The organism is Salinibacterium sp. CAN_S4, from assembly GCF_015752305.1.
Lineage (GTDB): Bacteria > Actinomycetota > Actinomycetes > Actinomycetales > Microbacteriaceae > Rhodoglobus.
Genome location: NZ_JADOVB010000002.1, coordinates 488,426 through 511,160, shown reverse-complemented (window position 1 = coordinate 511,160; position 22,735 = coordinate 488,426). Strand labels below are relative to the sequence as shown.

Genomic DNA, 22,735 nt, shown 5'->3' with positions numbered 1-22,735 from the left:
CTACTGCTGTTCTGCGACGACGGTGTCGATCATCGCTGCAAGGATCGAGGTGTCGGCGATGCGTCCGCTGATGCGTGCGGCGACCCGACCGTCACGATCGATCACGATGGTGGTCGGCACGGCGTTGGGCGCCACAGCGCCCGCCGTGGCGAACGCGAGTTGCACGGAGTTGGTTTTCGCATCGAAGATCGACGGGTATTCGACACCGTATTTCGACTCGAATACCTGCGCCGTTTCTACATTGTCGAATATGTTGATCCCCAGGAACGGTACTTCGGAATACTCGGCACTGAGAGCGGCGATGTCGGGCGCCTCGGCCCGGCACGGCGGGCACGAGGCGTACCAGAAGTTCACGACGTGCACCTGGCCGTCGAAGTCGCTGCTCGAGATCGTGCTCTCGTCTGCCGACGGGCCGCTGAACTCGATGGGTTCTCCGCGATCAGCCGGAGCGATCTCGGTGAACGCACCGTCACCGGAAATGTAGCCCTGGCCCGAACCGTTCTCGTACTGGCTGGCGAGGGAATCGTCGGCCTGCGTGCAACCGGTCAGCGCGAAGACGGCGACGATGGCGACGGCGATGGCGCGCTTCACTGTGGCCTTCACAACACTGCCCCTCACACCACTGCCTTTCACACCGCTCCCAGGTCGATCGACCTGGCGAGCAGATCGCCGGCGGGCTCCTGGTAGTCCACCTCGACGAACCTGTCACCCTCGCGCGCGAGAGTGGTGATGCTCGAGAGCGTGCAGCGCCGGTTGCGGGGGTCGTGGAAGAGCCGCATTCCCTTGACCGAGCGCGCGACCATGACGATCGGCATCTGGTGGCTGACCATGACGACCTCGCCCCCCTCGGGCTTGGCCCACGCCGCGGCGATGGCGGCGAGCATCCGGGATTCGACGTCTCTATAGGGCTCGCCCCAGCTCGGCCTCAGCGGATTGACGAGCTTCGGCCAGGCGCTCGGGTGCTTGAGCGCACCGGGGAACTCGAACTTGCGGCCCTCGAACCAGTTGTGCGGTTCGATGATGCGTTCTTCGGTGTTGATCTGCAGGCCGAATCGTTCGGCCCACGGCGCCGCTGACTCCTGGGCGCGCTGAAGTGGACTCGCATACAGCGCCGCTATCGGATGACCAGCGAGGCTTGCCGCTGCAACGGCGGCCATCGCGTGCCCCAGTTCGCTCAGGTGGTACCCCGGGATGCGCCCATAGAGGATGCCGTCAGGATTGTGCACTTCGCCATGGCGGACGAGGTGGATGAGGTCGGCTGGCACCCCCTAATTCTACGCCGTGTAGATATGGGCAGAAGCTGGGTGTGGCGCCGCCGGGTAAACTCGGTCTTCGTGACCCAACGCACCCTGATCAAGAACCTGCCAGCCGCGACAGACGGGCCCGCGTCCGTGTCGGGCTGGGTCGAAACCGTCCGCGACCAGAAGAAGGTTCAGTTCGTCGTTCTGCGCGATGAATCCGGCGCTGTACAGCTCGTGCATCCGCGACTATTTGCTGAGGATGGCACGCCGGAAGCCGATCCGCTGGCCGACGCCATCTCGGCTCTCGCCCAGGGCACATTCCTCACCGCCGCGGGAGAGCTGAAACACGACGAGCGCGTCAAGCTCGGCGGCGTCGAGATCAAGCTGGAGTCGCTCGACGTGGCGGCAGCCGCCATTCCCGAGACTCCGATCGCCGACGACAGCGCCGGGGACAAGCGCATGGACTGGCGCTTCCTCGACCTGCGCCAGCCGAAGAACAACCTCATCTTCCGCATCCAGACCACGCTGGAGCACGCGTGGCGCACCTACTGGGTCGAGAACGACTTCATCGAGCTGCACACCCCGAAGCTCATGGCCAGCGCGAGCGAGTCGAAAGCCGAACTGTTCGAGGTCGGATACTTCGACACCAAGGCCTACCTCGCCCAGAGCCCCCAGTTCTTCAAGCAGATGGCGCAGCCCGCTGGCTTCGGCAAGATCTTCGAGGTCGGGCCGGCGTTCCGGGCAGACCCCAGCTTCACCAGCCGCCACGCGACCGAATTCACCAGCGTCGACAGCGAGATCAGCTGGATCGACAGTCACGAAGACGTGATGAAGCTGCACGAAGACCTGCTCGTGGCGGGGTTCGCGGCCGTCAAGGCGAAGCACGGCGCCGAGATCGAGGCGCTGTGGGGCGTCGAGGTGACAGTTCCCACCACGCCGTTCCCGCGCATCCCTCTGGCAGAGGCCAAGCGCATCGTCGCCGAGCGTGGCTACGAGGTTCCGCGCCAGGACGATGACATGGATCCGGAGGGCGAGCGCCAGATCGCGGCCTATGTGAAGGAGGAGTTCGGGCACGAGTTCGTGTTCCTCACGGACTATGCATCGAGCATCCGGCCGTTTTATCACATGCGTCATGCCGACGATGATTCACTCACCAACAGCTACGACCTCATCTTCAACGGTGTCGAGATCTCGACGGGAGCCCAGCGCGAACACCGCGTCGAGGTGCTCATCGAGCAGGCGAAGTCGAAGGGCCTCGAGCCCGAAGAGCTCGACTTCTACCTCGATTTCTTCCGCTATGGCGTGCCCCCGCACGGCGGATTCGGCATGGGCCTCAGTCGCGTGCTCATGCTGATGCTGAACCTGTCGAACATTCGCGAGGCCACGTACCTGTTCCGTGGGCCGACCAGACTGCTGCCTTAGGTTTATTAGCCGCGTCTGCGGTCGGTAGTCGGCCGCAGACGTCTCGCAATCCTCCGTTGGATCGGGAGATTCAGCTCCTCAGTCAACTCGACCGCTCGCGCCCTCAAGCGATCTCGGTCGGCCGTCAACTCCGCGTGTTGTTCGAGCAGCCCATCGTGGTACTGGCGGAGCGTGCTGAGCTGGTCGTCGGACCTGCGCAGCGCCTCCCGAGTGTGTGTCGCCCAGCGAAGCAGGTCAGGGCTCGGTGCCTTGCGCGACTGCCGCGACAGACCGGCGACCAGTGTCGCCGACACGACCCCGGCCCGCACTTCCCACGAGTGTCGGGAGCGGACGATTGCCGACAGTCGTTCTGCTGTCGTTCTGGCAGAAGCGGCGTCCGCTTTCAGATCTCCGATGATGCCGGGCAGGGGCGCTTCCGAGCTGTAAACCGGCACCTCGCCGAGACCGAGTTCGGCCAGCCCGACCGCAGTATTGGTAATGACCAACGCTTCACAGGCAAGCGCATCGAAGAGCCGGCTGTTGTGATTTCCGTAGATCGCCGCAGCTTCGATGACATCGTCGACAACGAACTGCCAGTGCGAATAGACCCCGGGTAGCGAAAAGTAGTCGATGGTGTGGCGATGATCGATGGTGCTGGGAATCTGAAGGTGCCTGGCATTTTTCCCGAACCAGGTCACTGATTCAGTGGTCGAGTGATCGGACAGCACCGACACGAGGTCGCGGCCGACTCCCCAGAAGTTGGTCGTCGTGACGACGTCTGAGACCCGTTCACCGACGACCGGTGAGAAGATCTCGGTGTCCGTCGCTAAGGGCACCACTTCGACCGGCCCGTCGTAGCAGTCCCTCAGCTTCGCCGCAGACAATTCCGAACTGCACCACACCTCGGAGAATACGTCGAGGTAAGGGAGCTCGCACCACTTGTCGACCCAATTGCGCACCCAGGCGATCACTCGAGTATCCGGATCGACCAGCCCAGGAACGAACGACTCGATCATGACTATGGCGTAGTCGATGCCCGCGGGAGTCTCTTCGTCCCAACGGGACGCTGGCCACAGCATGATGCCCCAGCCCAGCCTCCTGAGGTACTTCGCCAGCCCAAGAGCAACGTAAAGATCCCCCTTGGACTCATCCAATCGGTCAGTAGAGACGACAAGAAGAATCGTCCCCAGGCTCCCCGATGCATACACGTTGTCAGCGAGTTGCGTGTACTCCAACGTGGTGTCGGGATTGGGGGCGAAGAACGTCATTGTTGCGGCCTTATCCACAATCGATCAGCTTATCCGCTGACGTTGAAGACACTCCATTCCACCCCGGCGGTGCGGTTGCCGGTTCTGCTGAATAAGTCAGCGAACCAGCGACATTCCGTCCGCCATCACGCGCTATGAGGCCGGCGGGAAGTTCAAATGCCTCTGCGCGATCTGAAGGATGACCAGGTCGGGCCTATACGCATTCGCCAGGGTCATAACGTCGGGCTGCTGGCTCGGGTCACCGTCGAAGTTATGCCGGACTTGATTCGTCTCCTGGAAAGCCTGCTGGACGTAGACAGAGAGGCTGGAGCCGAAAGAGTCCCGGATCATCAACACCGACTGGTCAGACTGAGCACCCTCTGTTGTCGTTCGCGCCGGCAGGCTTTCGAGGCCGGTGCGAGTTGATCCGTCCTCCAGCACCGAAGGTTCACCAGCCTTGGTGAGCGTCACTGGGCGGAGCAAACCGGAAAAATCGGGGACCGTCCAGTCCGGAACGGGATTGACCACCCCGTAGTTCGCGAATTCGTTCTGGTCGCTCGCGAGCAAGACTCCTGTGGAGGGGATCGGTTGAAGAGCGGCCATCTCGGGTTGGTTTGCAACTATGCAGTCGGTGATCGCATTCCATCCGACATAGGCCCCGTAGTCGGTCCAGTGGCTGTTGACTCTGCTGTACACGGCGTTCTCGGTGGCCTCCTCACGCAGAGGTTGCCGCAGATCGATCAGGGGCAGATCAGAACCGGCAGCCATGAGCTGATCCAGGGGACCGCTCCCCGTGATGTCGTCAGCCCACGCAGGAAGCTCTTCGGGGTACACGCCCCACTTGGCGGGAGTCACCGCAACGTAGAGCTCGATGCCTTCAGCGGCAAGGCTTACGTCGAGCTCCTGGATGTACGATCGCCACCGTTCGAGCTCCTCAGGGGAGAGGAATCGACGACCGACAGACTGAGAGAAATTCGCCGCCTGGATGTCGCCCCAGAAGACGTACCCATTCTGACCCGTGATGTAAGCCTCAGTCATGTCAGCGGCATGGCTCTGCCACGCTCGCTCTGCCGCCGTGGCAGCCTCACCCTGCCAGGGTTCAGTTGGGGGCGACGATACGGGTGGATGACAGATCTCCGGGAGGCGCTCCTCTTCGGATGCAGTGGTGGGCTCCGCTACCGCAACAGGCGCTGGGGCCGGAGTGCGCGAGACGACAAAGCCGACTCCTGCAGCAATAATGGCGAAAATGACCAGCAACACCAGTGGCACATAACGAGCGTGTCGCCATCGTGAGGCGTTGATCTTCTGTTCTGGGGGAAGTTCTCGAAGACTCACTTCACGCCCGTCAATCGCGGAGAGACAGGATCAGCCTGCTCTGCGCCGTGAAAACCCACCGAGTGCAGAAGCCTCCGGAATCTGGATGCCCCTGGTTCGAGCTTGCGGTAGAGCCAGGCCAGCCATCGTGGTGTCCAGTTCTTCAGGCTCATCGCCGGCTTCTCGATGAGGTGCCAGCTCAGATACGCGTAGACGTGGCACCCGACGACGATCACCAGGTGGTACACGACCCAGCCATATTCCTGAAGCCCGAAATAAGCGCCGAATTGCATCAACGGCCACGCGATGATGTAGATCCCATAGGAGAAATCACCAAACCGCTCCCACCGCTGGAGTTTGGTCGCGCGCACGGAGAACCACAGCAGGAAGTAGCAGAACGCGTACTGCCCGAAGACGAGCCATCCCCCGAATCCGTAGGTTGCCACGGCGACAACGATGGCGGCCACGGCAAGGCGGTCGTCGAAGGGTATGCGGTCTCCCCACAACGCGAACAGCATGCCGAAGGCGAATGGAGCCATCAGGAGCAACACACGGTAGTCCGAGAATGCGGTGGTGGCCCTGGTCAGTTCGCCGACATTGAGCCATTGCAGGGTAGCCAGCCCGATGATTCCGACGGCTACGATCGAAGCAACGAGACGGTGGGCCAGCGCGCCGACCATGCCGAGGATCCCGACAAGGATGTATGCACGGAACTCCGAGGCAAGGGTCCAGGCAGACCCGTTCCAGTCGAGACCTCCGTGGTCTGTCCAATATGGAGTCGTCGTACCCATCCCGGCAATGTTGAACTGTCCGAGGATCAGGGTCATGTTGTTGAAGAAGTAGGTCAGCGGCGAATCGACCTGAGCGTCGAAATAGCCGGCCAGCGTGCCACGTTCCCGCAACCAGGCGATGGGCCCGAGGACGAACGCGATGACCAGCAGGGTGACCCACCACGCCGGAAAAATCCGCAGTACGCGGCGCCAGAAGAATCGCAGAGTCGAACTTGGTCCCATGCGGCTCTTGGTGATCAGGAACCCGGAGAGGAAGAAGAATCCGCAGACGGCGATTCCACCGAATGACTGCTCATCACTCCATTGGGTGCCCAGGTCCTTTCCGCCGTAGAAGCCGCCGAGGGGGCCAGCATGGGAGAAGATGACCATGAACGCCATCAGCCATCGGACGAAGCCGATGCTGTTCGCGCGCGGGTTGAATGCCGATGCCACCGTGGTCATGATTCCCCGGATTTCGCTTTCACGCTTGTGGTTGCCATTCTCTTGAGACGCCCCAGCGCGCGATACGGCAGCAGGAGTCGCTGTTTTAGTCGTGGATGGAATCGCGCGAGGTAGTACCGCGCGAATGTCACCTTCCGGCCGTCCTTCAGCACCTGCACGAGGCCATTTCGGTCGTGGAGCTCGCGGATCTCGTCGATCGCGTACCCCTGGACCGTCTCACTCATCCGGTCGAGCTTGTATTCGAGGAAGGTGTGGCTGATCCCCGCGTACTCGGCGTTTGCAACAGTGCGGCAATAGTATCCGAGCTCACCGGCCGCGAGGGGGACGATGCGCTCCTGCACGTGGGCGAGACTACCGTCACCGTGGTGGGTCTCCGGAGCGTAGTCGGAGTACTCGATATCTTCAGCGAACATGAGCTTCAGCGCCTGCGGCCGAGCTATGAACATCGCGCCGAGCGGCGCCAATGGGGAGACGTCGTCGATGGGGACGCGGATCCCGAGTCTCTTGGCCAACTCCTGGGTCGGACCGCGGTTCGTGAACCAGGCTCCCCCGAGAGTGGGGAATCCGATGTGGACCGTGGGCGGGAACACAACTCCCAGTCCGGGCTGCTTCTGGAACAGCCCGATGATGTTGGATGTGTAGCCGGGCGAGCCCAGAAGATTGTCGATCTGCTGATGCTTGAACAGCGTGCCGACGGCAGCGCCCTGTTGCACAGTCTTCTTGGAATGGACTTTCACGATCAGGTCGTAATCGTCACTGGTCGCCACGTCGCGACATCCGATGAAGAATGCTGAAAGATCTCGCCCACGGTTCGAGGGCAGCACCCTGACCTCGGAGTGTCCGATCGAGGCATCCGCCCGTTCACTGATGCGTGTGCGGATGAACTCGGCTTTCACGTCGTCTGTCGTCGTGACGTAAAGGTCGTAGCTGCCGGGAAGCGTGCTCAGGTTGTCGAGCAGCTCATCTGTCATGTCTTCATAAAAGATGTGCACCGTCGCCGCGAGCCGCAACGGACGTTCCTCGTCGTAGTTGATCGACTGCTCCGGCAGGATCTCGAGCAGAGATGCATTGGTATTGAGGATCTTGGGCTGCGTGTTCTTCGCCATGTTCTGCAGGATCATGGTCGGCGAGTAGCCCTTGCTCTCGGCGATCGCGATCAACCGTCGGCCGATCACGCCTTCTCGATCGAGATAAAGCGGATCGTGGAAGAACGGCCGACGCTTGAGCACGGGGCAACCGTCTTCGAGAAGCTGTTGTGCGCGCTCGAACGCTGCATGCAGGGTTCCTGGATAGTTCTCGAGCGGATAGGCAACGGAGTACGTGTATCCCTTTTCGAGGAAGTAGGACGTGAAGCGGGATTCATGGTTCAGGATCGACTGGGAGTAAGAGGTGATGACTGGCATCCCTGCCCAATAATCGCGCCACGCGCTTGAGGTGAACATCTGCTTGCGCACTGCTATCCAGTGAGACTGGATATGCCGCGGCATCGTGCCCTCGAGGGTGATCGGGTTGGGCGTCGTCTCTCCGTGTTCGGTGATTCCCCAGAAATCGAGATCGCGGTGAGCCATGTCGTTGAAGAGCGGCTCGAAGGAACCCACCGGGCCGTACCAGGTGTAATTCATCAGGATCAGCTCATCGAATGCAGCCAGTCGCTCAGCTCCGAACCGCTCCAGTGCCCACTTATATGCACCTACATCGAGGCCGACATTGTCGCGCTCCCACACCTCGTCTACCACGTCAGCGAGCGCTTCCCTGCCCTCAGGGGTGAGTGCTCCATTCGCGATGACGACGATTTCTTCAGCGAAAGGGCGGAGCCGCTCAAGCTTGTAAGGAACGTAGCTGTCGACGTCGCCTCTGGGGTCGAAAAGTAGATAGAAGATCACTCGCCGTGTCTTCGCTGCGGTGTCCTTCGTGGATGTCATATGGCTCATAGGCTATGTGTGTCGAATGTCTCTCGCGAGGCGTCAGGCCGATTCTGGGCGAAGGTAAAGCTTTAGTCGAGTGTAATTGCTTCCCCTGCGAGCCAGCACCGTGACGGCCTGCCCGTAGAATCAATGATGAGTATGGAGGAGGGGAAAATGCAGGATCGCGTCCTTGTGACCGGCGGTGGCGGATACATCGGGCGGCACGTCGTCCGATCACTTCTCGATCTCGGACACGACGTCACGGCCACGGTCCGTCCAGGTTCGACGTCCGAAATCGACTCCCGCGCAACGGTGGTGAGTGCCGACGTCCTCGACCCGGGATTCGATGTCGCAGTGCTTGCGAAGACCCCGTTCGACAGCGTCGTCCACCTGGCTTGGCAGGACGGCTTCTCACATAATGCCTCGTCACACATGGCCCAGTTGTCGAACCACTTCACTTTCCTCGACCGACTCGTGACCTGGGGTGTGGCCCGCGTATCAGTTCTCGGCACCATGCACGAGGTTGGCTACTGGGAGGGCGCAATTGATGCTGACACCCCCACCAACCCGACCACGCTTTACGGCATCGCAAAGGACGCCCTCAGACGTGCAGTGTTCGTGCACCTCGGCGACCGCGCCCAGGTGCAGTGGCTTCGCTGCTACTACATCTACGGGGATGACCGCAATAACAACTCCATCTTCACTCGCATTCTGAACCTCGTCGATGAGGGGAAGGCGAGTCTGCCCTTCACAAGCGGGACCAACCAGTACGACTTCATCGAAGTCAGCGAGTTGGCCAGACAGATCGCAAGCGTCTCCGCGCTCGACGGAGTGTCCGGCGTCATCAATTGCTCCAGCGGAGTTCCCACCAGCCTGCGTGATCAGGTCGAGTCGTTCATAGCCGAGCATGAACTCCCCATCTCGCTCGAATACGGAGCATTCCCCGACAGGCCGTACGATTCACCGATCGTCTGGGGACGCCCCACCATCACGCTCCCGTAGGGTCGCGAGCTCGCTGCTCGGGGAGTACCGAACCTCGCACTGGCAGCCGTTCATCTTCATGAGGCAAGATGATTCCCATGTCCAAGAAAATCGATGCCGCGCTCAAAGACCTGAAGAGGGCACTGAAAGCTCACGCTGAGGTGGTCGGCGGCAGCGCTGTCTCCCTCAAGAAGGCCCAGCGAGCGAGTTCGAGGGTCACAGCGGCTGCCACGGCGTACGCCGAAGCCGTTCACGCCAAGAGTGGAATGGGAAACCCGTTCGATGACATGGCACCCCTGGGTCTGGAGCGCGTCACGCTCGACTCACTCTCGGCCGAGCGGGATTCGCTGCACAAGCGACTGACCGGCCCGATCGCCGTCCAGAAGGAGTAGCCGGTCAGACCTCGAAGTCGATGGATGACCGCTCGGTGACGTGCTCGCGCACCACCGCGGCAGCGGCCTCGTGGTCAGGATGCACCTGGTACGCCTCCAGCGACGCCAGCGACTCGTAGTCACCGATGACCAGCACGTCCCAGTTCTTGTCGAAGTACGCCACATTCGGGCGGACGTCGAGGGAGTGGATGCCCGGCACGACGTTCACGAGCGGCTCGAGCACCTCGGCGATAGCCGCGACCGCGGCGGCTCTGGCCGCGTCATCCTGAGCCTTCAATTTCCACGTGACGATGTGACGGATCATGCTGTTGCCTCCTGGAGTGCCGCTCGCAGTCGCACCGGATCGATGCGCCAGATGTTGTGGACGACCCCGTTGAGCATGAGAACCGGGATCTCGTCCCAGTACTTCTCAGCCAGGGCCGCATCCTCGAGAATCGACAGCTCTTCGAGGGTGACGGATGCCGGATCGTCCAGCTCGCCGATCACCGAAGCCACGGTGGCCCTGGCATCGTCACACAGGTGGCACTCCGGTTTGCCGATGAGTGTCAGCCGCGCGATCGTCACGCAACCAGACTAGATGACGCGACCGTAGACTGGTCGGCGATGTCAGACGCCTCGCCTCTACCGCCCAGTGATCGCCCGATCGTGGCGTTCTTCGACGTCGACAACACGCTGATGCGGGGCGCGAGCGTCTACTACGTGGGCCGGGAGGCGTTCCGCCGCGGGATCATCTCGTGGCGCGACATCGCCCTTTTCGGCTGGCACCAGTTCCGGTTCCTCGCGGTGGGCGAGAACCGCAACCACCTCGCCACGGCGAAGGACCGCGCGCTCGGGCTGGTCAGCGGCTACACCGAAGCGGCGCTGATCGCCCTCGCCGAGGAGATCTACGAGCGGGATTTTGCGCCGAAACTGTGGCCGGAAACCGTCGAACTGACCCGCGAGCACCTCGCGAAGGGCCACGAGGTGTGGCTCGTCACAGCAACGCCCCAGCTCGTCGCCCAGGTCATTGCCGACCGGCTCGGGCTGACCGGCGCGTTGGGCACGAAGGTGCAGGCGCTGGACGGAGTCTTCACCGGGGCCCTGGACGGGCACGTAATCCACGGAGACGAGAAAGCCGCAGCCGCCCGCGATGTTGCCGCGAGCGTGGACGCAGACCTCGCGGACTGCTGGGCCTATTCAGACTCCAGTAACGACATCCCGCTGCTCAGCATGGTCGGGAATCGGGTCGTCGTGAATCCTGACGCGAAGCTGCTGGCCCACGCCCGCGAGAAGTCGTGGACCGTGCTCCCGCTGAAGCGGTCGAGCATCCGCGAAGCCAGAAAACTCGTCAAAAAGCAGGCGCGCTCCGTGAAGAAGCGCGCCCGCTGATCGCCTGGTGCCGCTGACGCGGCCGCGATCTACTTCTTGTTGCGGCGCTGGTGGCGCGTCTTGCGAAGCAGCTTGCGGTGCTTCTTCTTGGCCATACGCTTGCGACGCTTCTTGATGACTGAACCCATAGGGACCTCACTGATTTCTTCAACGAACCGCTCGGTCCGAATCAGAACCGCGGAAAAATGTACTACGTGAGTCTACCGCAGCAGGATATGCGCGCTAACCGACGTCCGAGATCGGTGTCTGAATAGCTGCAGCCACCGCAGACTCGGGAATCCGGAACGAGCGGCCGAAGCGCACCGCGGGCAGATCTCCGGAGTGCACCATCCTGTAGACCGTCATGTTCGAGACGCGCATCATCTCGGCAACCTCAGCGACCGTGAGGAAGCGCACATCAGACAGATCCCGCGTCATATTGGCTGTGCCCCTCGAACCGTAGGCACACCGGGATGTTACTGGTGTGCTATTCGGTAACAATAGGGGCTGGTGTGACTCAGTGTCCACCCCCGAATCCGGGCATGGATGGCGCCCTAACGGTCGCGGAACAACCGTCGTCGCACGCCATCCGGCAACTTCTCGGCGACGGCCTCCGTCGCGTCGTGCAGTTTGTCTGTTGCGTCGTGGATGACCGTGCGGGCCTGGTGCGAACCCTCAGCGATCCGGCGGCCGAGGGTGTCGCCCACGTCGGCTCCTGACCACGCCGCAAATGCAGCTGAGCCGCCATCGTTAGCGGAGTCGTCGAAGTCGGCGCTGAGGAAGGGGATGAGCCAGTCTTCGACTGTCTCGAGGGGGTCGGCATCCATGCTGTAGTAGCGATGCTGGCCGTCTTCACGAACAGAGACGAGACCGTGGTCGCGCAGCACCTTGAGGTGCTTCGACACCGTGGGCTGGCTCAGGCCCAGCTTCTCGACAAGTTCGCTGACACTGATGTCACCTGTGCCGCTCGTGGCCGACAGGTGCTGGTCGAGCAGCGCCTGCATGAGATCGCGCCTCGTGGCGTCTGCAATCACGTCGAAGATGTCAGCCATCCGAACAGGGTAGCGCGGTGAAGCTAAGCTTTCGACGCAGAGCCGCAAGTCGCACGTATTGCTTGGCGGCACGTTCCCGACCGGAAATGGGGCCCCATCGTGGTTGACAGGATTGCACACAACGCGCCGGTGCTCGTGATCGGGCTCGGTCGGTTCGGGGCTGCCACGGCCGGCCAGCTCCAGCGGCTCGACCGCGAAGTTCTGGCGATCGATGCCGACGCGAATCTCGTGCAGAAGTGGTCGGCCCGCGTCGCCCACGCTGTGCAGTCTGACGCGAGGTCCATCGACGCGTTGCGGCAGATCGGCGCGCAGGACTTCTCGATCGCGGTCGTCGCGGTCGGATCATCCATCGAAGCGTCGGTGCTGATCACCGCGAATCTCGTCGACCTGAAGATCCCGCAGATCTGGGCGAAGGCGATCAGCCAGTCACACGGCAAGATCCTCACCCGCATCGGGGCGAATCATGTGATCTACCCCGAGGCAGAAGCCGGTGAGCGCGTCGCCCACCTCGTGTCGGGCCGCATGCTGGATTTCATCGAGTTCGACGACGATTTCGCGATCGTGAAGATGTACCCGCCGAAGCCGATCCGGGGAATCCCGCTCTCGGAATCACAGGTGCGCAGGAAGTTCGGCATCACCGTGGTCGGGGTGAAGTCGCCTGGACAGGAATTCACCTATGCGGCTCCGGAGACTGTCGTCTCCAACCACGACCTCATCATCGTGAGTGGCAACTCTGCCGACATCGAGCGGTTCGCCGGTATCAGCGCCTGAGGCGCGGTCCGCTAGCTTGCCGCGAGCTCGCGGGCTCGGGCCAGCGCGGCAGCGGTCGCCCTGTCGAAAAGTCCGCCGAGGTCGGCGGCCTGCAGTTCGGCCACGGCCCGTTCCGTCGTTCCCTTCGGGCTGGTCACCTGCAGGCGCAACTGCTCGGGTGATTTATCGGAGGCCTCGAGCAGGGCGACTGCCCCGCCGAACGTTCCGTCGACCATGGTTGCCGCCTGCTCCGCGGTGAAACCCATGCGTATCGCGGCGTTTGTCATCTCGTCGATCAGCAGGAACACATAGGCCGGGCCCGACCCCGAGATCGTGCTGAGCGCATCGATCCGGGATTCCGGGATCTCCAGCACGGTGCCCACGGTCTCGAACAGCGACCGGCCCAGCTCGAGCTGGGCAGCGGTGGATCGGGTCCCAGCGGCGAGCCCCGTGACTCCCCTTCCGACGAGGGCCGGCGTGTTCGGCATCGCTCGCAGCACTGCGTTCGGCACAGCGGCCTCCATCGTGGCGACGGTGACACCGGCGGCAACGCTGATGACGAGAGCCGAGGCATCCAGCGCAGGGGCGATCTCGGCAAGCGTGTCCCGGATCATCGCGGGCTTGACCCCGAGCAGCACTATTGCCGCGCCTGTGACGGCCTGCAGATTGGCGTCCGGCGTCTCTTCCAGGGCGTATGACGTGACGCCGGGCGCTGCGACAAGGTCTGCTTTCGCCCTGGTGCGATTGGTAACCCGGATGTCGCCATCCACCGTCACGGCGGGGGAGAGCAGCCCGCCCAGAATGGCACCGCCCATCGAGCCCGCTCCGATGATGGCGATGGTGGGAAGAGACGTTGGCATGCGATCATCCTAGGATTGATCGCATGAGCGCAACTGGTGGCGGCAAGGCAATCATCGCGGCACTGCTCGCGAATCTCGGTATCGCTGTCGCGAAGTTCATCGGATTCCTCGTCTCGGGTTCGAGTTCCATGCTCGCGGAGAGCGTGCATTCGCTCGCCGACACCGGCAACCAGGGCCTGCTGCTGCTCGGCGGGCGCAAGTCCCGCCGCAAAGCCGACGACACCCATCCCTTCGGCTACGGCCGCGAGCGCTACGTCTACGCATTCGTGGTGTCGATCATCCTGTTCTCGGTCGGTGGTGTCTTCTCGATCTACGAGGGCATAGACAAGCTCCAGAATCCGCATGAAGTCGAGATGCCGATCGTGCCGATCGTGATCCTGATCGTGGCGATCGGCCTGGAGAGCTTCTCGCTGCGCACGGCCATCCGTGAATCGAACCTGGTCAGGGGCGAGCAATCGTGGATCGAGTTCATCCGCAGGGCCAAAGCCCCGGAGCTCCCCGTCGTGCTGCTCGAAGACTGCGCCGCCCTGCTGGGGCTCGCGTTCGCCCTGACCGGAGTGAGCCTGACCGTCGCCACCGGTGATGCGAACTGGGATGCTATCGGCACTCTCGCCATCGGCGTGCTGCTCGTCGCTGTCGCTGTGATCCTCGGAATCGAGACCAAGAGCCTGCTGGTCGGCGAAGGCGCGAACCCCGGCGACACGGTGAAGATCCGCGATGCGATCAACGAGCATGAGAGCGTCGAGGCGCTCATCCACCTCAAGACGCTGTACCTCGGGCCGGATGAGTTGCTCGTCGCAGCGAAGATCACGTTCGCGAGCAAGATGCGGCTGTCGGATGTCGCGACAGAGGTCAACTCCGTCGAAACGAGCATCCGCACCGCCGTTCCCATCGCCAGGATGATCTATCTGGAACCGGACATCTACACGGCGCCGAACGCGGCGAACCCCGCGACGGATGCCGTCGTCATCAAGAGCGCCGACTGACCAGCGCAGCTTGACCAGCGCAGCTTGACTGCTAGCGCCGTTCCTCGAAGAAATCCCTCAGCATGGCAGCGCATTCCGTCTCGAGCACCCCGGCGACGACCTCGACTCTATGAGGCAGGCGGCGGTCTCGCAGCACGTCGTGAACGCTGCCCACCGCTCCGGCCTTCTCATCCCACGCGCCGAATACCACGCGCGGGATGCGAGCCTGCAGGATCGCCCCGGCGCACATCGTGCATGGCTCGAGCGTGACGACGAGCGTGGTGTGCTCGAGGTGCCACGTTCCAGCCTGGCGGGCCGCTTCACGGATCGCGACGATCTCGGCATGCGCCGTGGGGTCGTGTGTGAGTTCGCGCTCGTTGCGGCCGACCGCGATCGTCTCGCCCGAGGCATCCACGATGATGGCAGCGACGGGAACGTCACCGGTGTCGCGGGCCAGTTTCGCCTCGGCGATCGCCTCCGACATCAACTCTTCATAGCGACTCACAGTAGATTGAGCCTATGCGAGTACACGTTGCCGATCACCCGCTCATCACGCACAAGCTCACCGTGCTTCGCGATAAGAACACCCCGTCGCCGACCTTCAGGGCCCTGACCGAAGAGCTCGTGACGCTTCTCGCCTACGAAGCCACCCGCAACGTGCGCACCGAGCCCGTCGAGATAGAGACGCCGGTCGCCACCACGACCGGGCTCGCCATCAGCTCACCGCGTCCCCTCGTCGTGCCCATCCTGCGAGCAGGTCTCGGAATGCTCGAGGGAATGGTCAAGCTCGTTCCCACCGCCGAAGTCGGCTTCCTCGGGATGGTGCGCAACGAAGAGACCCTCCGGCCCGACACGTATGCGGAACGACTGCCCGACGATCTCTCCAACCGCCAGTGCTTCGTGCTCGACCCGATGCTGGCGACCGGCGGATCGCTCATCGCCGCGATCCAGTACCTGTTCGACCGGGGCGCCGAGGATGTCACGGCTGTCTGCCTGCTCGGAACCCCCGAGGGCCTCGCCGCCGTCGAGGCCGCCACCACCGGCCGCGAGGTGACCATCGTGCTCGGTGCCCTCGACGAGAAGCTCAACGAGGTCGGATACATAGTCCCGGGGCTCGGCGACGCCGGAGACAGGCTCTACGGCCTCGTCTGACCGTGTGCTCCATCCTCAGTCCCTGCACTCGACAAGCAGGAGTCTCTCTGGCATAGTTTCGTTCATGACTGTTCACACGTTCGCACCGACCTCCCTTGAGGCTGGCGGGGTTCGTGTTGTCATGTGTTGTCGAATGTGTGCCTAACGGCTTCCATTTCGCCGAGCACGGTTCGTCACCAGACCACGGTCTGTCACAAGACCAGGCTCCCAGGCTCTCGCCCTCATAGCGGCGCAGCACCTGCATGAATCACCCGCAGTACCCAGAAGGATCACACCCTCATCATCAGAGGCCCTTCACCACAACTCTCAGGGATTCTCGACGCCATGTCACTCGCAACCATCGAACGCGCACCACTTTCTCCCGTCCTCCCCGTTCTGCCCGCCCCGGCGCGCCGACTCCATGCCGTGCCGTCCGGCACCGAAGCCCGCGGCTTCGCGCTCTACGTCGGCGTCGACCAGGCGAAAGCCCTCGAAGCCGGCACCGACCTCGGCCAGGTCGTCGAGCAGCTCAAGCAGCTTCTCGCGCAGCTGGTCCCCGGGTCTGAGACCTACGCCGCCGTCGCCCTGGCGCCCGCGGGCGCAGGCGGCCGCGACGTCGACATCGTACGACTTGCGCTGCAGGATCCTGCAGCGCTCGCGAAGCACAGGCAGGTCGAGGAGCCAGCGCCGAAGCCTCGCGGCGGAGTCGTCATCGACATCTCCCGCAAGCGCGTGCTGCTCGACGGAAGCACGGCCGCGCTGACCTACAAGGAATTCGAACTGCTGCAGTACCTCGTGCTGCGCGAAGGTCGCACTATCGATCGCGCAGAGATCATCTCTGCGCTGTGGGCCGCCGGTGACGACGAGATCCCCAACGAGCGCACGATCGACGTACACGTGCGTCGGCTGCGCTCGAAGCTCGGCGAATTCGAAGACATCGTGCGCACGGTGCGTGGACTCGGCTACCGCTTCGACCGTCACGCTGACGTCTCGATCCGCCAGGCCTCGACGCCCAGCCCCGACTTCTTCTAAAGAGCTTCTGGGCGGGCCGCGTTACGGCTTCGGGCGTTCGGCTCGCGGCAGCCCCGCGACCACGAGGTCGTACGACGCCTGGATGAGTTCCTCGAGTGGCGCTGTTGTCGTCGGAAGGTCGACCGAGATCCAGTGCTTCTTATTCATGTGGTAGCCGGGAGCGATGTCGTCGAAGTGCGCGACGAGTGCCCTGGCATCCTCCGGGTCGGCTTTGAGGGTGATGCGGGGATGCTCGCCGTCGACGTTCATCGCGGCGAACATCCTGCGCACCACCTTGTAGACCTCGGTCTCGGGGCCGAACGGGTAGGTCAGTTCGACGGCAGGATGCGCCAAGCAGAAGTCGGCCGCATCCTGTGCCGTGAGGGGTTGCGTCATGGCGTCAATCCTCCCTTTCTGAAGATTCTCAAAAATAACAGTTGCGTAACTAGACAGCGTTATCTTTCCGTTATACATTCATAGAGCAGAAGTTGTTTGCTGTGGCAACTGAAGCGGAATGTGATTGCAGGACACTCTTGGTGCAAGGGAGAGGGTCGGTTTCTAGCCTCTGAAACCGACCCTCAATCCTCTTTAACGGGTCATTGTGCAACTCGGTTCCTCGTCACTCCCGGTGAGGAGCCTCCGCACGTCGGTGCACGTGCATAGAGTTGAAACATGAGCGATAAGTCACTGTCGGTGGATGCCTGGGAGGCCCTGTTCCGCGCGCAGGTCTCCGTGCTCCGCCAGCTGAACTCGGAGTTTCCCAGCGGTGAGTTGTCACTGAACGAGTACGACCTGCTGTTCAACCTCGCGCGAGTGCCGGATCGGCAGCTGCGCATCCGCGAACTGAACCGCAACCTGCTGATCACGCAGCCGAGCGTCAGCCGATTGGTCGACAGGCTCGCAGCCCGGCAGTTCGTCTCGAAGGAGCACGACCCCGCCGACGGCCGTGGAACCATCGTGCGGCTGACGGAGAGTGGCTTCGAGATCTTCCGCCGGATCGCTGTCGTGCACGCCGCCTCCATCCACTGCAGGGTCGGTGGAGCACTGACCGATGTCGAGCTCGCAACTCTGACGAAGCTCAGCGACAAACTTCGCCTCAACGAGGGAAGCGCATGACCGCGCCCACCGTCGTCTGGCTTCGGGACGACCTCCGGCTCGCCGACAACCCCGCCCTGACCGCCGCCGCAGAGCGCGGACCGGTCGTGCTCGTCTACCTGCTCGATGACGACAGCGCTGAGATACGGCCCCTCGGGGCCGCCAGCCGATGGTGGCTGCACGGCTCGCTCAGTTCATTGTCCGAAGCGACAGGACACACGCTCGTGCTGCGTCACGGGGCCGCCGAGACAGTGATCCCGCAACTGGCGGCAGACACCGGAGCGGCGGCGGTGTTCTGGAACCGCAGGTACGGTGCTGCGCGGGAGATCGACGCACGCCTGAAGTCGAGCCTGCGGGAGAGCGGGCTCGAGGCCCAGAGCTTCCAGGCCAACCTGTTGTTCGAGCCCTGGACAGTCAGGACGGGCGACGGCAATCCGTTCAGGGTATTCACGCCGTTCTGGAAGGCCGCCCGCGAGGCAGCGGTTCGCGCCCCACTCCCCGCGCCGCAGGTGGAATGGGCGACGGCAGACAGCGACGACCTTGAGTCGTGGATGCTGCTGCCCACCCGCCCGGACTGGGCTGCCGGATTGCGCGAGTCGTGGCATCCGGGAGAAGAGGGTGCCCACGAGCTGCTCGAGAGTTTCGCCACCGACAGGCTCGCCGACTACCACCGTCGTGACGAACCAGCCGTGGAAGCGACGAGCCGCCTGAGCCCGCACCTGAGTTTCGGCGAGATCAGCCCGTTCCAGATCTGGGAGCGGATGCACGGAAACCTGCCTGCCGCCGCGAAGAAGAATGTGGCGAAGTTCCTGAGTGAAGTGGGCTGGCGCGAGTTCAACGCCAACATCCTGTTCCACTCCCCCGATCTCGCGGAGAAGAACTACCGGCCCGCGTTCGACGCGTTCCCGTGGGACGAACCCGACCCTGTCGAACTCGAGGCGTGGCAGCAGGGGCGCACGGGTATCCCGATCGTCGACGCCGGAATGCGGGAGCTCTGGCACACGGGGTACATGCACAACAGGGTCAGGATGATCGTGGCCAGCCTTCTCATCAAGAACATGCTGATCGACTGGCGCGTCGGCGAGAAGTGGTTCTGGGATTGCCTGGTCGACGCCGATGAGGCCAGCAACCCGGGCAACTGGCAGTGGGTGGCGGGCTCAGGGGCCGATGCCGCCCCGTACTTCCGGGTCTTCAACCCGATGCTGCAGGCCGATAAGTTCGACGGCCAGCAACAGTACATTCGACGATGGGTTCCCGAGTTCGGCACAGACGAGTATCCGGAGCCGATCGTCGACCTCGCCGAATCGCGGAGGGAAGCGCTCGCGGCCTACGAGCACGTCAAGGCCGGCCAGCGCACCTGAGCACCTGAGCACCTGAGCACCTGAGCACCTGAGAGAACTAGAGCACCGGCCGGCCGCCGATGACGGCCACGGCTTTCGCTGCGAGTTTCGCCCCGGCGCTCGCAGATCTCGCGAGGTCACCCGAACGTACCCAGCCGTTCAGAAAGCCGGCGCAGAACGCGTCCCCCGCTCCCGTCGGGTCGACGACGGGCGTGCTCACGGCCGGCACCATGAGCGTCGTGCCGTCGTGCGAGATCACGACTCCGGCCGCGCCCATGGTCAGCACGACAGTCGGGAAGTCCTGAGCGAGCTTGTCGACGATAGCCGAGGGGTCGGTGAGCCCGGTGAGCACCCTGCCTTCCTCGAGACTGGGAAACAGCAGCTCTACTCCCCGGATGGCGTCGAGAAACTTATCGACGCCGTAGTCCGCGATGAAGCCCGCGGAGCCGGGGTCGACCGACACCTTCGCTCCAGCCTCGCGTGCGCGCGCAACCAGCCGGGCGAACCCCTCCGGGCCGGCGGAGTTCAGCAGCGAGTGCCCCGTGAGGTGCAGCACGGCGGCGTCCGCCAGCAGTTCGGAGGTGACATCCGCCGGGTCCAGCTCAGTGTTTGCGCCGCGCTCGGTCAGCATCGTGCGACTCTCGCCCTCGACGATGATCACGATCGTGCCTGTGGTCAGCGTCGGGTGTGCCCGCAGATGGGTGGTGACACCGGCTCGCCTCAGAAGCGAGGTGTGTCTCTCGAGATCGGCTTTGCCGACGACGCCGACGAAATCGACGGTCATGCCCAACGACCCGAGCCAGGCCGCGGTGTTGGCCGCAGAACCACCGGCCCTGAAACCGATGGATGCCGCGGTGTCGGTGTCAGGGCGGATCGCGTCGTACGGCATTGCCACGACGTCATCGATGACGTCACCGAAGGAAACTATGCGGTCAGGCATTGAGTGCCGCCCATTCCGTGGCGATGCGAGCAGCGACCCTCACATTATTGCGGGCGAGGTCGAGGTTGACCTCGAGGCTGCGGCCGCCGGACAGCTCGACGATCTTCAGCAACAGGAACGGGGTGACGGCCTTGCCAGTGATCCCCTCCGCGTCCGCGAGGGCCAGCGCTTCGGTGAGCACCCGATCGTGTTCCGCCGGATCCCACTGCTCGTGGAGGGGGATCGGATTCGCGACGACGATGCCCTGGCGGTTGCCGAGGGCGTCGTGCGCCCGCATGATCCCTGCGACCTGCGCCGCGTCATCCACCGACCAATCGAGGGTGAACGTGGATTCCCGCAACCAGAAGCTCGGGAAGGTGGTGGTTCCGAAACCGACCACGGGCACGCTCAACGATTCGAGCCGTTCGAGGGTTGCCGCGATGTCGAGCACCGACTTCACCCCCGCCGACACCACCGTGACGGGCGTCACGGCGAGAGTCGAGAGGTCGGCTGACTCATCGAAGGAGCTGCTCGCGCCGCGATGCACCCCGCCGAGTCCCCCCGTCGCGAAGACCCTGATGCCCGCAAGGGACGCGAGATGGGAGGTGGCGGCCACCGTCGTCGCGGCGCTCAATCCCGCCGCCGCGATGATCGGGAGGTCACGCACGCTCGCCTTCGCGAGCGGCTCCTCGGCGATGCGCCTGACACCGTCCGAGTCGAGACCGACGCGGGCGACCCCGTCGAGCACGGCGATAGTGGCCGGTGTCACGCCGGCGTCACGCAGAATGGACTCGAATTCGAGGGCTGCGTCATGGTTCCGCGGCCGGGGGAGCCCATGGGAGATGATCGTCGACTCGAGCGCTACGACGGGCCGGCGGGCCGCGATGGCGTCGGAAACTTCGGTGGAGAGAACGAATGGTCTAGGCATCCACTTCAATCTAGGGGCTCAGCCCGTCGGTGGGCGAGAAATAGCACAGCTTCGGATTGACGACAATGGGAAAGCTTTCAGGTTCGGCGAGGGTGATCGCGGATCCAGCGGAACCATGGCGATCCGGGTTCTCCCCGGAAGTCGAGAATCACCCTCCCCGGGCCGTCGCAACCGGTGACCCCCAAACCGGGGACACCATGACTCCGGATACCCACCGTGGCCAGGAAGACCTGGACCCGACTGGTCCAGTAAGTTCTGGCCCGCAATCTGAAGAGGAGTTCACCATGAACATCACGAAGAAGACCGCATTCGGAGCAACCGCTGCAGCCGCAGCACTCGTCGTCGTCGGCATCGCCGGCCCCGCGATGGCATCGGACGACACGAGCGACGGCTCGTCGAAGTCGTACTCGTACAACTCGAGCACCGAGGTCCCCGTGCTCATCTCACCCGACGTCACGCTGCTTAACGGCGACAACTTCAACGAGCTGCTCAACGCCGCCAACGGCAACGCGCTGTTCTCGGGCAACGACATCCAGGCTCCGATCGCATCGGGCAACGAGACGGCCATCGGTTCTGGCAACGAGACCGCGGTCGGCAACGTGAGCGATGTAGCCAACGGCAACGACGTGAGCACCGACGTGTCTGACGTCGTCGACAACGTCACCGACGTCTCCGATGTTGCCGACGTGTCCGATGTCTCGGACGTGTCTGACGTCACCGACGTCACCTCGAACGTGTCGGACGTCACCTCGAACGTGTCTGACCTCGTCGGCGACATCACCGACAGCGTCAACCTCGACGGAATGCTGGGCGGCATCCTCGGACGATAGTCCCCGGTAGTCACCCTGCGACCATCGTCGTGAGAGAAGGCCCCTTCAGCTCCGGCTGAGGGGGTCTTGGCGCGTTAACGCGCATGGTTCTTACAGGGTCGCCATAGCGCGCTGATAGCGGCGAACCGCAGGCTTCATCCCAGACGCCGGAAGCTCCGAAGTCTGGAAGGAACCATCATGAAGAAGCAACTGATCGCAGGTGCGGCGGGCGTGGCCCTCATCTCGGGCCTCGGGCTGGGGATCGCCCAGGCCGCCCAGGCGGACAGCGACGTGCCGATCACGAGTGGCAGCACATCTGCCACCATGGAAGGCCGTGACCAGGGCCATCGCGGAATGGGTATCGACGCCGCGGCTCTCGCTACCAAGCTGGGCCTGTCAGAGACCGCTGTGGCTGATGCACTGGCTGCGGTTCGTGAATCGGCCGAGCCTGCCGACCGCCCCACCGCTGATGCCACCGAGGCAGAGCGAGAGACTGCAAGGGATGCGCGGGAGGCTGCACTCGCGGCCGCCCTGGCCACCGAACTGAACATCGACGAGACGTCGGTAGCGAACGCGCTGACCGAATTGCAGGAGGAGCGCGTGGCAACCAGGGCTGCCGAGAGCACGGCCACACTCGATCAGGCGGTCACCGACGGCACCCTGACGCAGTCGGAGGCCGACGCGGTGCAGAAGGCCATCGACGCCGGCATCGTCGTCACCCGGGACGGAGGACCCGGCCGTCTCTAGTCGACCCGAGCGAGGCCCGCGACCGACGGTTGCGGGCCTCGATTCGTTCGCGGGCCAGAACCCCCGGCT

General features: G+C 63.5%; 28 protein-coding genes. 12 read left to right on the top strand and 16 right to left on the bottom strand.

What is annotated here, in order from left to right; all coding sequences use genetic code 11:
- Both IWX81_RS08850 and IWX81_RS08845 read right to left on the bottom strand, forming a co-directional pair.
- Window positions 1-603: a TlpA family protein disulfide reductase gene (locus IWX81_RS08850; RefSeq protein ID WP_199280940.1), complete on the bottom strand. Its 603-nt coding sequence runs from the start codon at window positions 601-603 to the stop codon at window positions 1-3.
- Window positions 604-629: 26 nt separating this feature from the next.
- Window positions 630-1,265, bottom strand: a complete 636-nt coding sequence (locus tag IWX81_RS08845) for a histidine phosphatase family protein (protein WP_199280939.1) — start codon at window positions 1,263-1,265, stop codon at window positions 630-632.
- A 69-nt stretch (window positions 1,266-1,334) separates the two neighbouring features.
- Here IWX81_RS08845 and aspS point away from each other — a divergent pair, with 69 nt between their 5' ends.
- A complete protein-coding gene (gene aspS / locus IWX81_RS08840; protein ID WP_334593620.1) occupies window positions 1,335-2,663 on the top strand; it encodes an aspartate--tRNA(Asn) ligase in 1,329 nt (442 codons plus the stop codon).
- 5 nt (window positions 2,664-2,668) lie between these two features.
- Here aspS and IWX81_RS08835 read toward each other — a convergent pair whose 3' ends face one another.
- From IWX81_RS08835 to IWX81_RS08820, 4 genes are all read right to left on the bottom strand, one after another.
- Window positions 2,669-3,928 (bottom strand): glycosyltransferase family protein, encoded by a 1,260-nt coding sequence (locus IWX81_RS08835; RefSeq protein WP_199280937.1) that lies wholly within the window; start codon window positions 3,926-3,928, stop codon window positions 2,669-2,671.
- Between the two features lie 114 nt (window positions 3,929-4,042).
- Complete coding sequence (locus IWX81_RS08830; protein WP_199280936.1) at window positions 4,043-4,927, bottom strand: alginate O-acetyltransferase AlgX-related protein; 885 nt, start codon at window positions 4,925-4,927, stop codon at window positions 4,043-4,045.
- Between the two features lie 293 nt (window positions 4,928-5,220).
- Window positions 5,221-6,435, bottom strand: a complete 1,215-nt coding sequence (locus tag IWX81_RS08825; RefSeq protein WP_199280935.1) for an acyltransferase family protein — start codon at window positions 6,433-6,435, stop codon at window positions 5,221-5,223.
- A complete protein-coding gene (locus tag IWX81_RS08820; RefSeq protein WP_199280934.1) occupies window positions 6,432-8,357 on the bottom strand; it encodes a rhamnan synthesis F family protein in 1,926 nt (641 codons plus the stop codon). Before IWX81_RS08820 ends, IWX81_RS08825 begins: the two co-directional genes overlap by 4 nt.
- Window positions 8,358-8,513: 156 nt before the next feature.
- On the opposite strand from IWX81_RS08820, the gene IWX81_RS08815 reads away from it, so the two are divergent.
- Both IWX81_RS08815 and IWX81_RS08810 read left to right on the top strand, forming a co-directional pair.
- Entirely contained in the window at window positions 8,514-9,341 is an 828-nt protein-coding gene (locus IWX81_RS08815) for an NAD-dependent epimerase/dehydratase family protein (protein WP_199280933.1), read from the top strand.
- 77 nt (window positions 9,342-9,418) lie between these two features.
- Window positions 9,419-9,712 carry a hypothetical protein gene (locus IWX81_RS08810; protein ID WP_199280932.1) on the top strand — a complete coding sequence of 98 codons (294 nt, stop codon included), beginning with the start codon at window positions 9,419-9,421 and terminating at the stop codon, window positions 9,710-9,712.
- 4 nt (window positions 9,713-9,716) lie between these two features.
- Here the strand turns inward: IWX81_RS08810 and IWX81_RS08805 are convergent, their stop codons facing one another.
- Entirely contained in the window at window positions 9,717-10,016 is a 300-nt protein-coding gene (locus IWX81_RS08805; protein ID WP_199280931.1) for a Dabb family protein, read from the bottom strand.
- Window positions 10,013-10,276: a glutaredoxin family protein gene (locus IWX81_RS08800; RefSeq protein WP_199280930.1), complete on the bottom strand. Its 264-nt coding sequence runs from the start codon at window positions 10,274-10,276 to the stop codon at window positions 10,013-10,015. Before IWX81_RS08800 ends, IWX81_RS08805 begins: the two co-directional genes overlap by 4 nt.
- A gap of 39 nt (window positions 10,277-10,315) precedes the next feature.
- On the opposite strand from IWX81_RS08800, the gene IWX81_RS08795 reads away from it, so the two are divergent.
- Window positions 10,316-11,080 (top strand): HAD family hydrolase, encoded by a 765-nt coding sequence (locus tag IWX81_RS08795; RefSeq protein ID WP_199280929.1) that lies wholly within the window; start codon window positions 10,316-10,318, stop codon window positions 11,078-11,080.
- A 29-nt stretch (window positions 11,081-11,109) separates the two neighbouring features.
- On the opposite strand, the gene IWX81_RS08790 is transcribed toward IWX81_RS08795, so the two are convergent.
- The 3 genes from IWX81_RS08790 to IWX81_RS08780 form a co-directional block, all read right to left on the bottom strand.
- Window positions 11,110-11,208, bottom strand: coding sequence for a 30S ribosomal protein bS22 (locus IWX81_RS08790; protein ID WP_003792170.1), 99 nt, complete (start codon window positions 11,206-11,208; stop codon window positions 11,110-11,112).
- Between the two features lie 94 nt (window positions 11,209-11,302).
- Window positions 11,303-11,497: a helix-turn-helix domain-containing protein gene (locus tag IWX81_RS08785; protein WP_199280928.1), complete on the bottom strand. Its 195-nt coding sequence runs from the start codon at window positions 11,495-11,497 to the stop codon at window positions 11,303-11,305.
- 116 nt (window positions 11,498-11,613) lie between these two features.
- Window positions 11,614-12,111 (bottom strand): ArsR/SmtB family transcription factor, encoded by a 498-nt coding sequence (locus IWX81_RS08780; protein WP_199280927.1) that lies wholly within the window; start codon window positions 12,109-12,111, stop codon window positions 11,614-11,616.
- Window positions 12,112-12,210: 99 nt separating this feature from the next.
- Between IWX81_RS08780 and IWX81_RS08775 the strand changes: the two genes are divergently transcribed.
- Window positions 12,211-12,882 carry a potassium channel family protein gene (locus IWX81_RS08775; protein WP_199280926.1) on the top strand — a complete coding sequence of 224 codons (672 nt, stop codon included), beginning with the start codon at window positions 12,211-12,213 and terminating at the stop codon, window positions 12,880-12,882.
- A gap of 11 nt (window positions 12,883-12,893) precedes the next feature.
- On the opposite strand, the gene proC is transcribed toward IWX81_RS08775, so the two are convergent.
- A complete protein-coding gene (proC, locus tag IWX81_RS08770) occupies window positions 12,894-13,721 on the bottom strand; it encodes a pyrroline-5-carboxylate reductase (RefSeq protein WP_199280925.1) in 828 nt (275 codons plus the stop codon).
- 23 nt (window positions 13,722-13,744) lie between these two features.
- Between proC and IWX81_RS08765 the strand changes: the two genes are divergently transcribed.
- The gene (locus IWX81_RS08765) at window positions 13,745-14,707 is read left to right on the top strand and encodes a cation diffusion facilitator family transporter (protein WP_199280924.1); all 963 of its coding nucleotides are present in this window, start codon (window positions 13,745-13,747) and stop codon (window positions 14,705-14,707) included.
- Window positions 14,708-14,738: 31 nt separating this feature from the next.
- On the opposite strand, the gene tadA is transcribed toward IWX81_RS08765, so the two are convergent.
- Window positions 14,739-15,191: a tRNA adenosine(34) deaminase TadA gene (gene tadA, locus IWX81_RS08760; RefSeq protein ID WP_442977639.1), complete on the bottom strand. Its 453-nt coding sequence runs from the start codon at window positions 15,189-15,191 to the stop codon at window positions 14,739-14,741.
- Window positions 15,192-15,205: 14 nt separating this feature from the next.
- On the opposite strand from tadA, the gene upp reads away from it, so the two are divergent.
- Both upp and IWX81_RS08750 read left to right on the top strand, forming a co-directional pair.
- On the top strand, window positions 15,206-15,838 hold the full coding sequence (gene upp, locus IWX81_RS08755) for a uracil phosphoribosyltransferase (protein ID WP_199280923.1): 633 nt from the start codon (window positions 15,206-15,208) through the stop codon (window positions 15,836-15,838).
- 324 nt (window positions 15,839-16,162) lie between these two features.
- Window positions 16,163-16,849 carry a winged helix-turn-helix domain-containing protein gene (locus tag IWX81_RS08750; protein WP_199280922.1) on the top strand — a complete coding sequence of 229 codons (687 nt, stop codon included), beginning with the start codon at window positions 16,163-16,165 and terminating at the stop codon, window positions 16,847-16,849.
- A 21-nt stretch (window positions 16,850-16,870) separates the two neighbouring features.
- On the opposite strand, the gene IWX81_RS08745 is transcribed toward IWX81_RS08750, so the two are convergent.
- The gene (locus IWX81_RS08745; RefSeq protein WP_199280921.1) at window positions 16,871-17,224 is read right to left on the bottom strand and encodes an MmcQ/YjbR family DNA-binding protein; all 354 of its coding nucleotides are present in this window, start codon (window positions 17,222-17,224) and stop codon (window positions 16,871-16,873) included.
- Between the two features lie 276 nt (window positions 17,225-17,500).
- Here IWX81_RS08745 and IWX81_RS08740 point away from each other — a divergent pair, with 276 nt between their 5' ends.
- The gene (locus tag IWX81_RS08740) at window positions 17,501-17,944 is read left to right on the top strand and encodes a MarR family winged helix-turn-helix transcriptional regulator (protein WP_199280920.1); all 444 of its coding nucleotides are present in this window, start codon (window positions 17,501-17,503) and stop codon (window positions 17,942-17,944) included.
- Entirely contained in the window at window positions 17,941-19,284 is a 1,344-nt protein-coding gene (locus IWX81_RS08735) for a cryptochrome/photolyase family protein (RefSeq protein WP_199280919.1), read from the top strand. Before IWX81_RS08740 ends, IWX81_RS08735 begins: the two co-directional genes overlap by 4 nt.
- A gap of 37 nt (window positions 19,285-19,321) precedes the next feature.
- Here IWX81_RS08735 and IWX81_RS08730 read toward each other — a convergent pair whose 3' ends face one another.
- Together IWX81_RS08730 and IWX81_RS08725 are read right to left on the bottom strand one after the other, a co-directional pair.
- Complete coding sequence (locus tag IWX81_RS08730) at window positions 19,322-20,203, bottom strand: carbohydrate kinase family protein (RefSeq protein WP_199280918.1); 882 nt, start codon at window positions 20,201-20,203, stop codon at window positions 19,322-19,324.
- On the bottom strand, window positions 20,196-21,110 hold the full coding sequence (locus IWX81_RS08725) for a pseudouridine-5'-phosphate glycosidase (protein ID WP_199280917.1): 915 nt from the start codon (window positions 21,108-21,110) through the stop codon (window positions 20,196-20,198). The genes IWX81_RS08730 and IWX81_RS08725 overlap by 8 nt, the downstream gene beginning before the upstream one ends.
- Before the next feature lie 284 nt (window positions 21,111-21,394).
- Between IWX81_RS08725 and IWX81_RS08720 the strand changes: the two genes are divergently transcribed.
- The gene (locus IWX81_RS08720; RefSeq protein ID WP_199280916.1) at window positions 21,395-21,940 is read left to right on the top strand and encodes a hypothetical protein; all 546 of its coding nucleotides are present in this window, start codon (window positions 21,395-21,397) and stop codon (window positions 21,938-21,940) included.
- Between the two features lie 177 nt (window positions 21,941-22,117).
- Window positions 22,118-22,666, top strand: coding sequence for a hypothetical protein (locus IWX81_RS08715; protein ID WP_199280915.1), 549 nt, complete (start codon window positions 22,118-22,120; stop codon window positions 22,664-22,666).
- Window positions 22,667-22,735 lie beyond the last annotated feature (69 nt).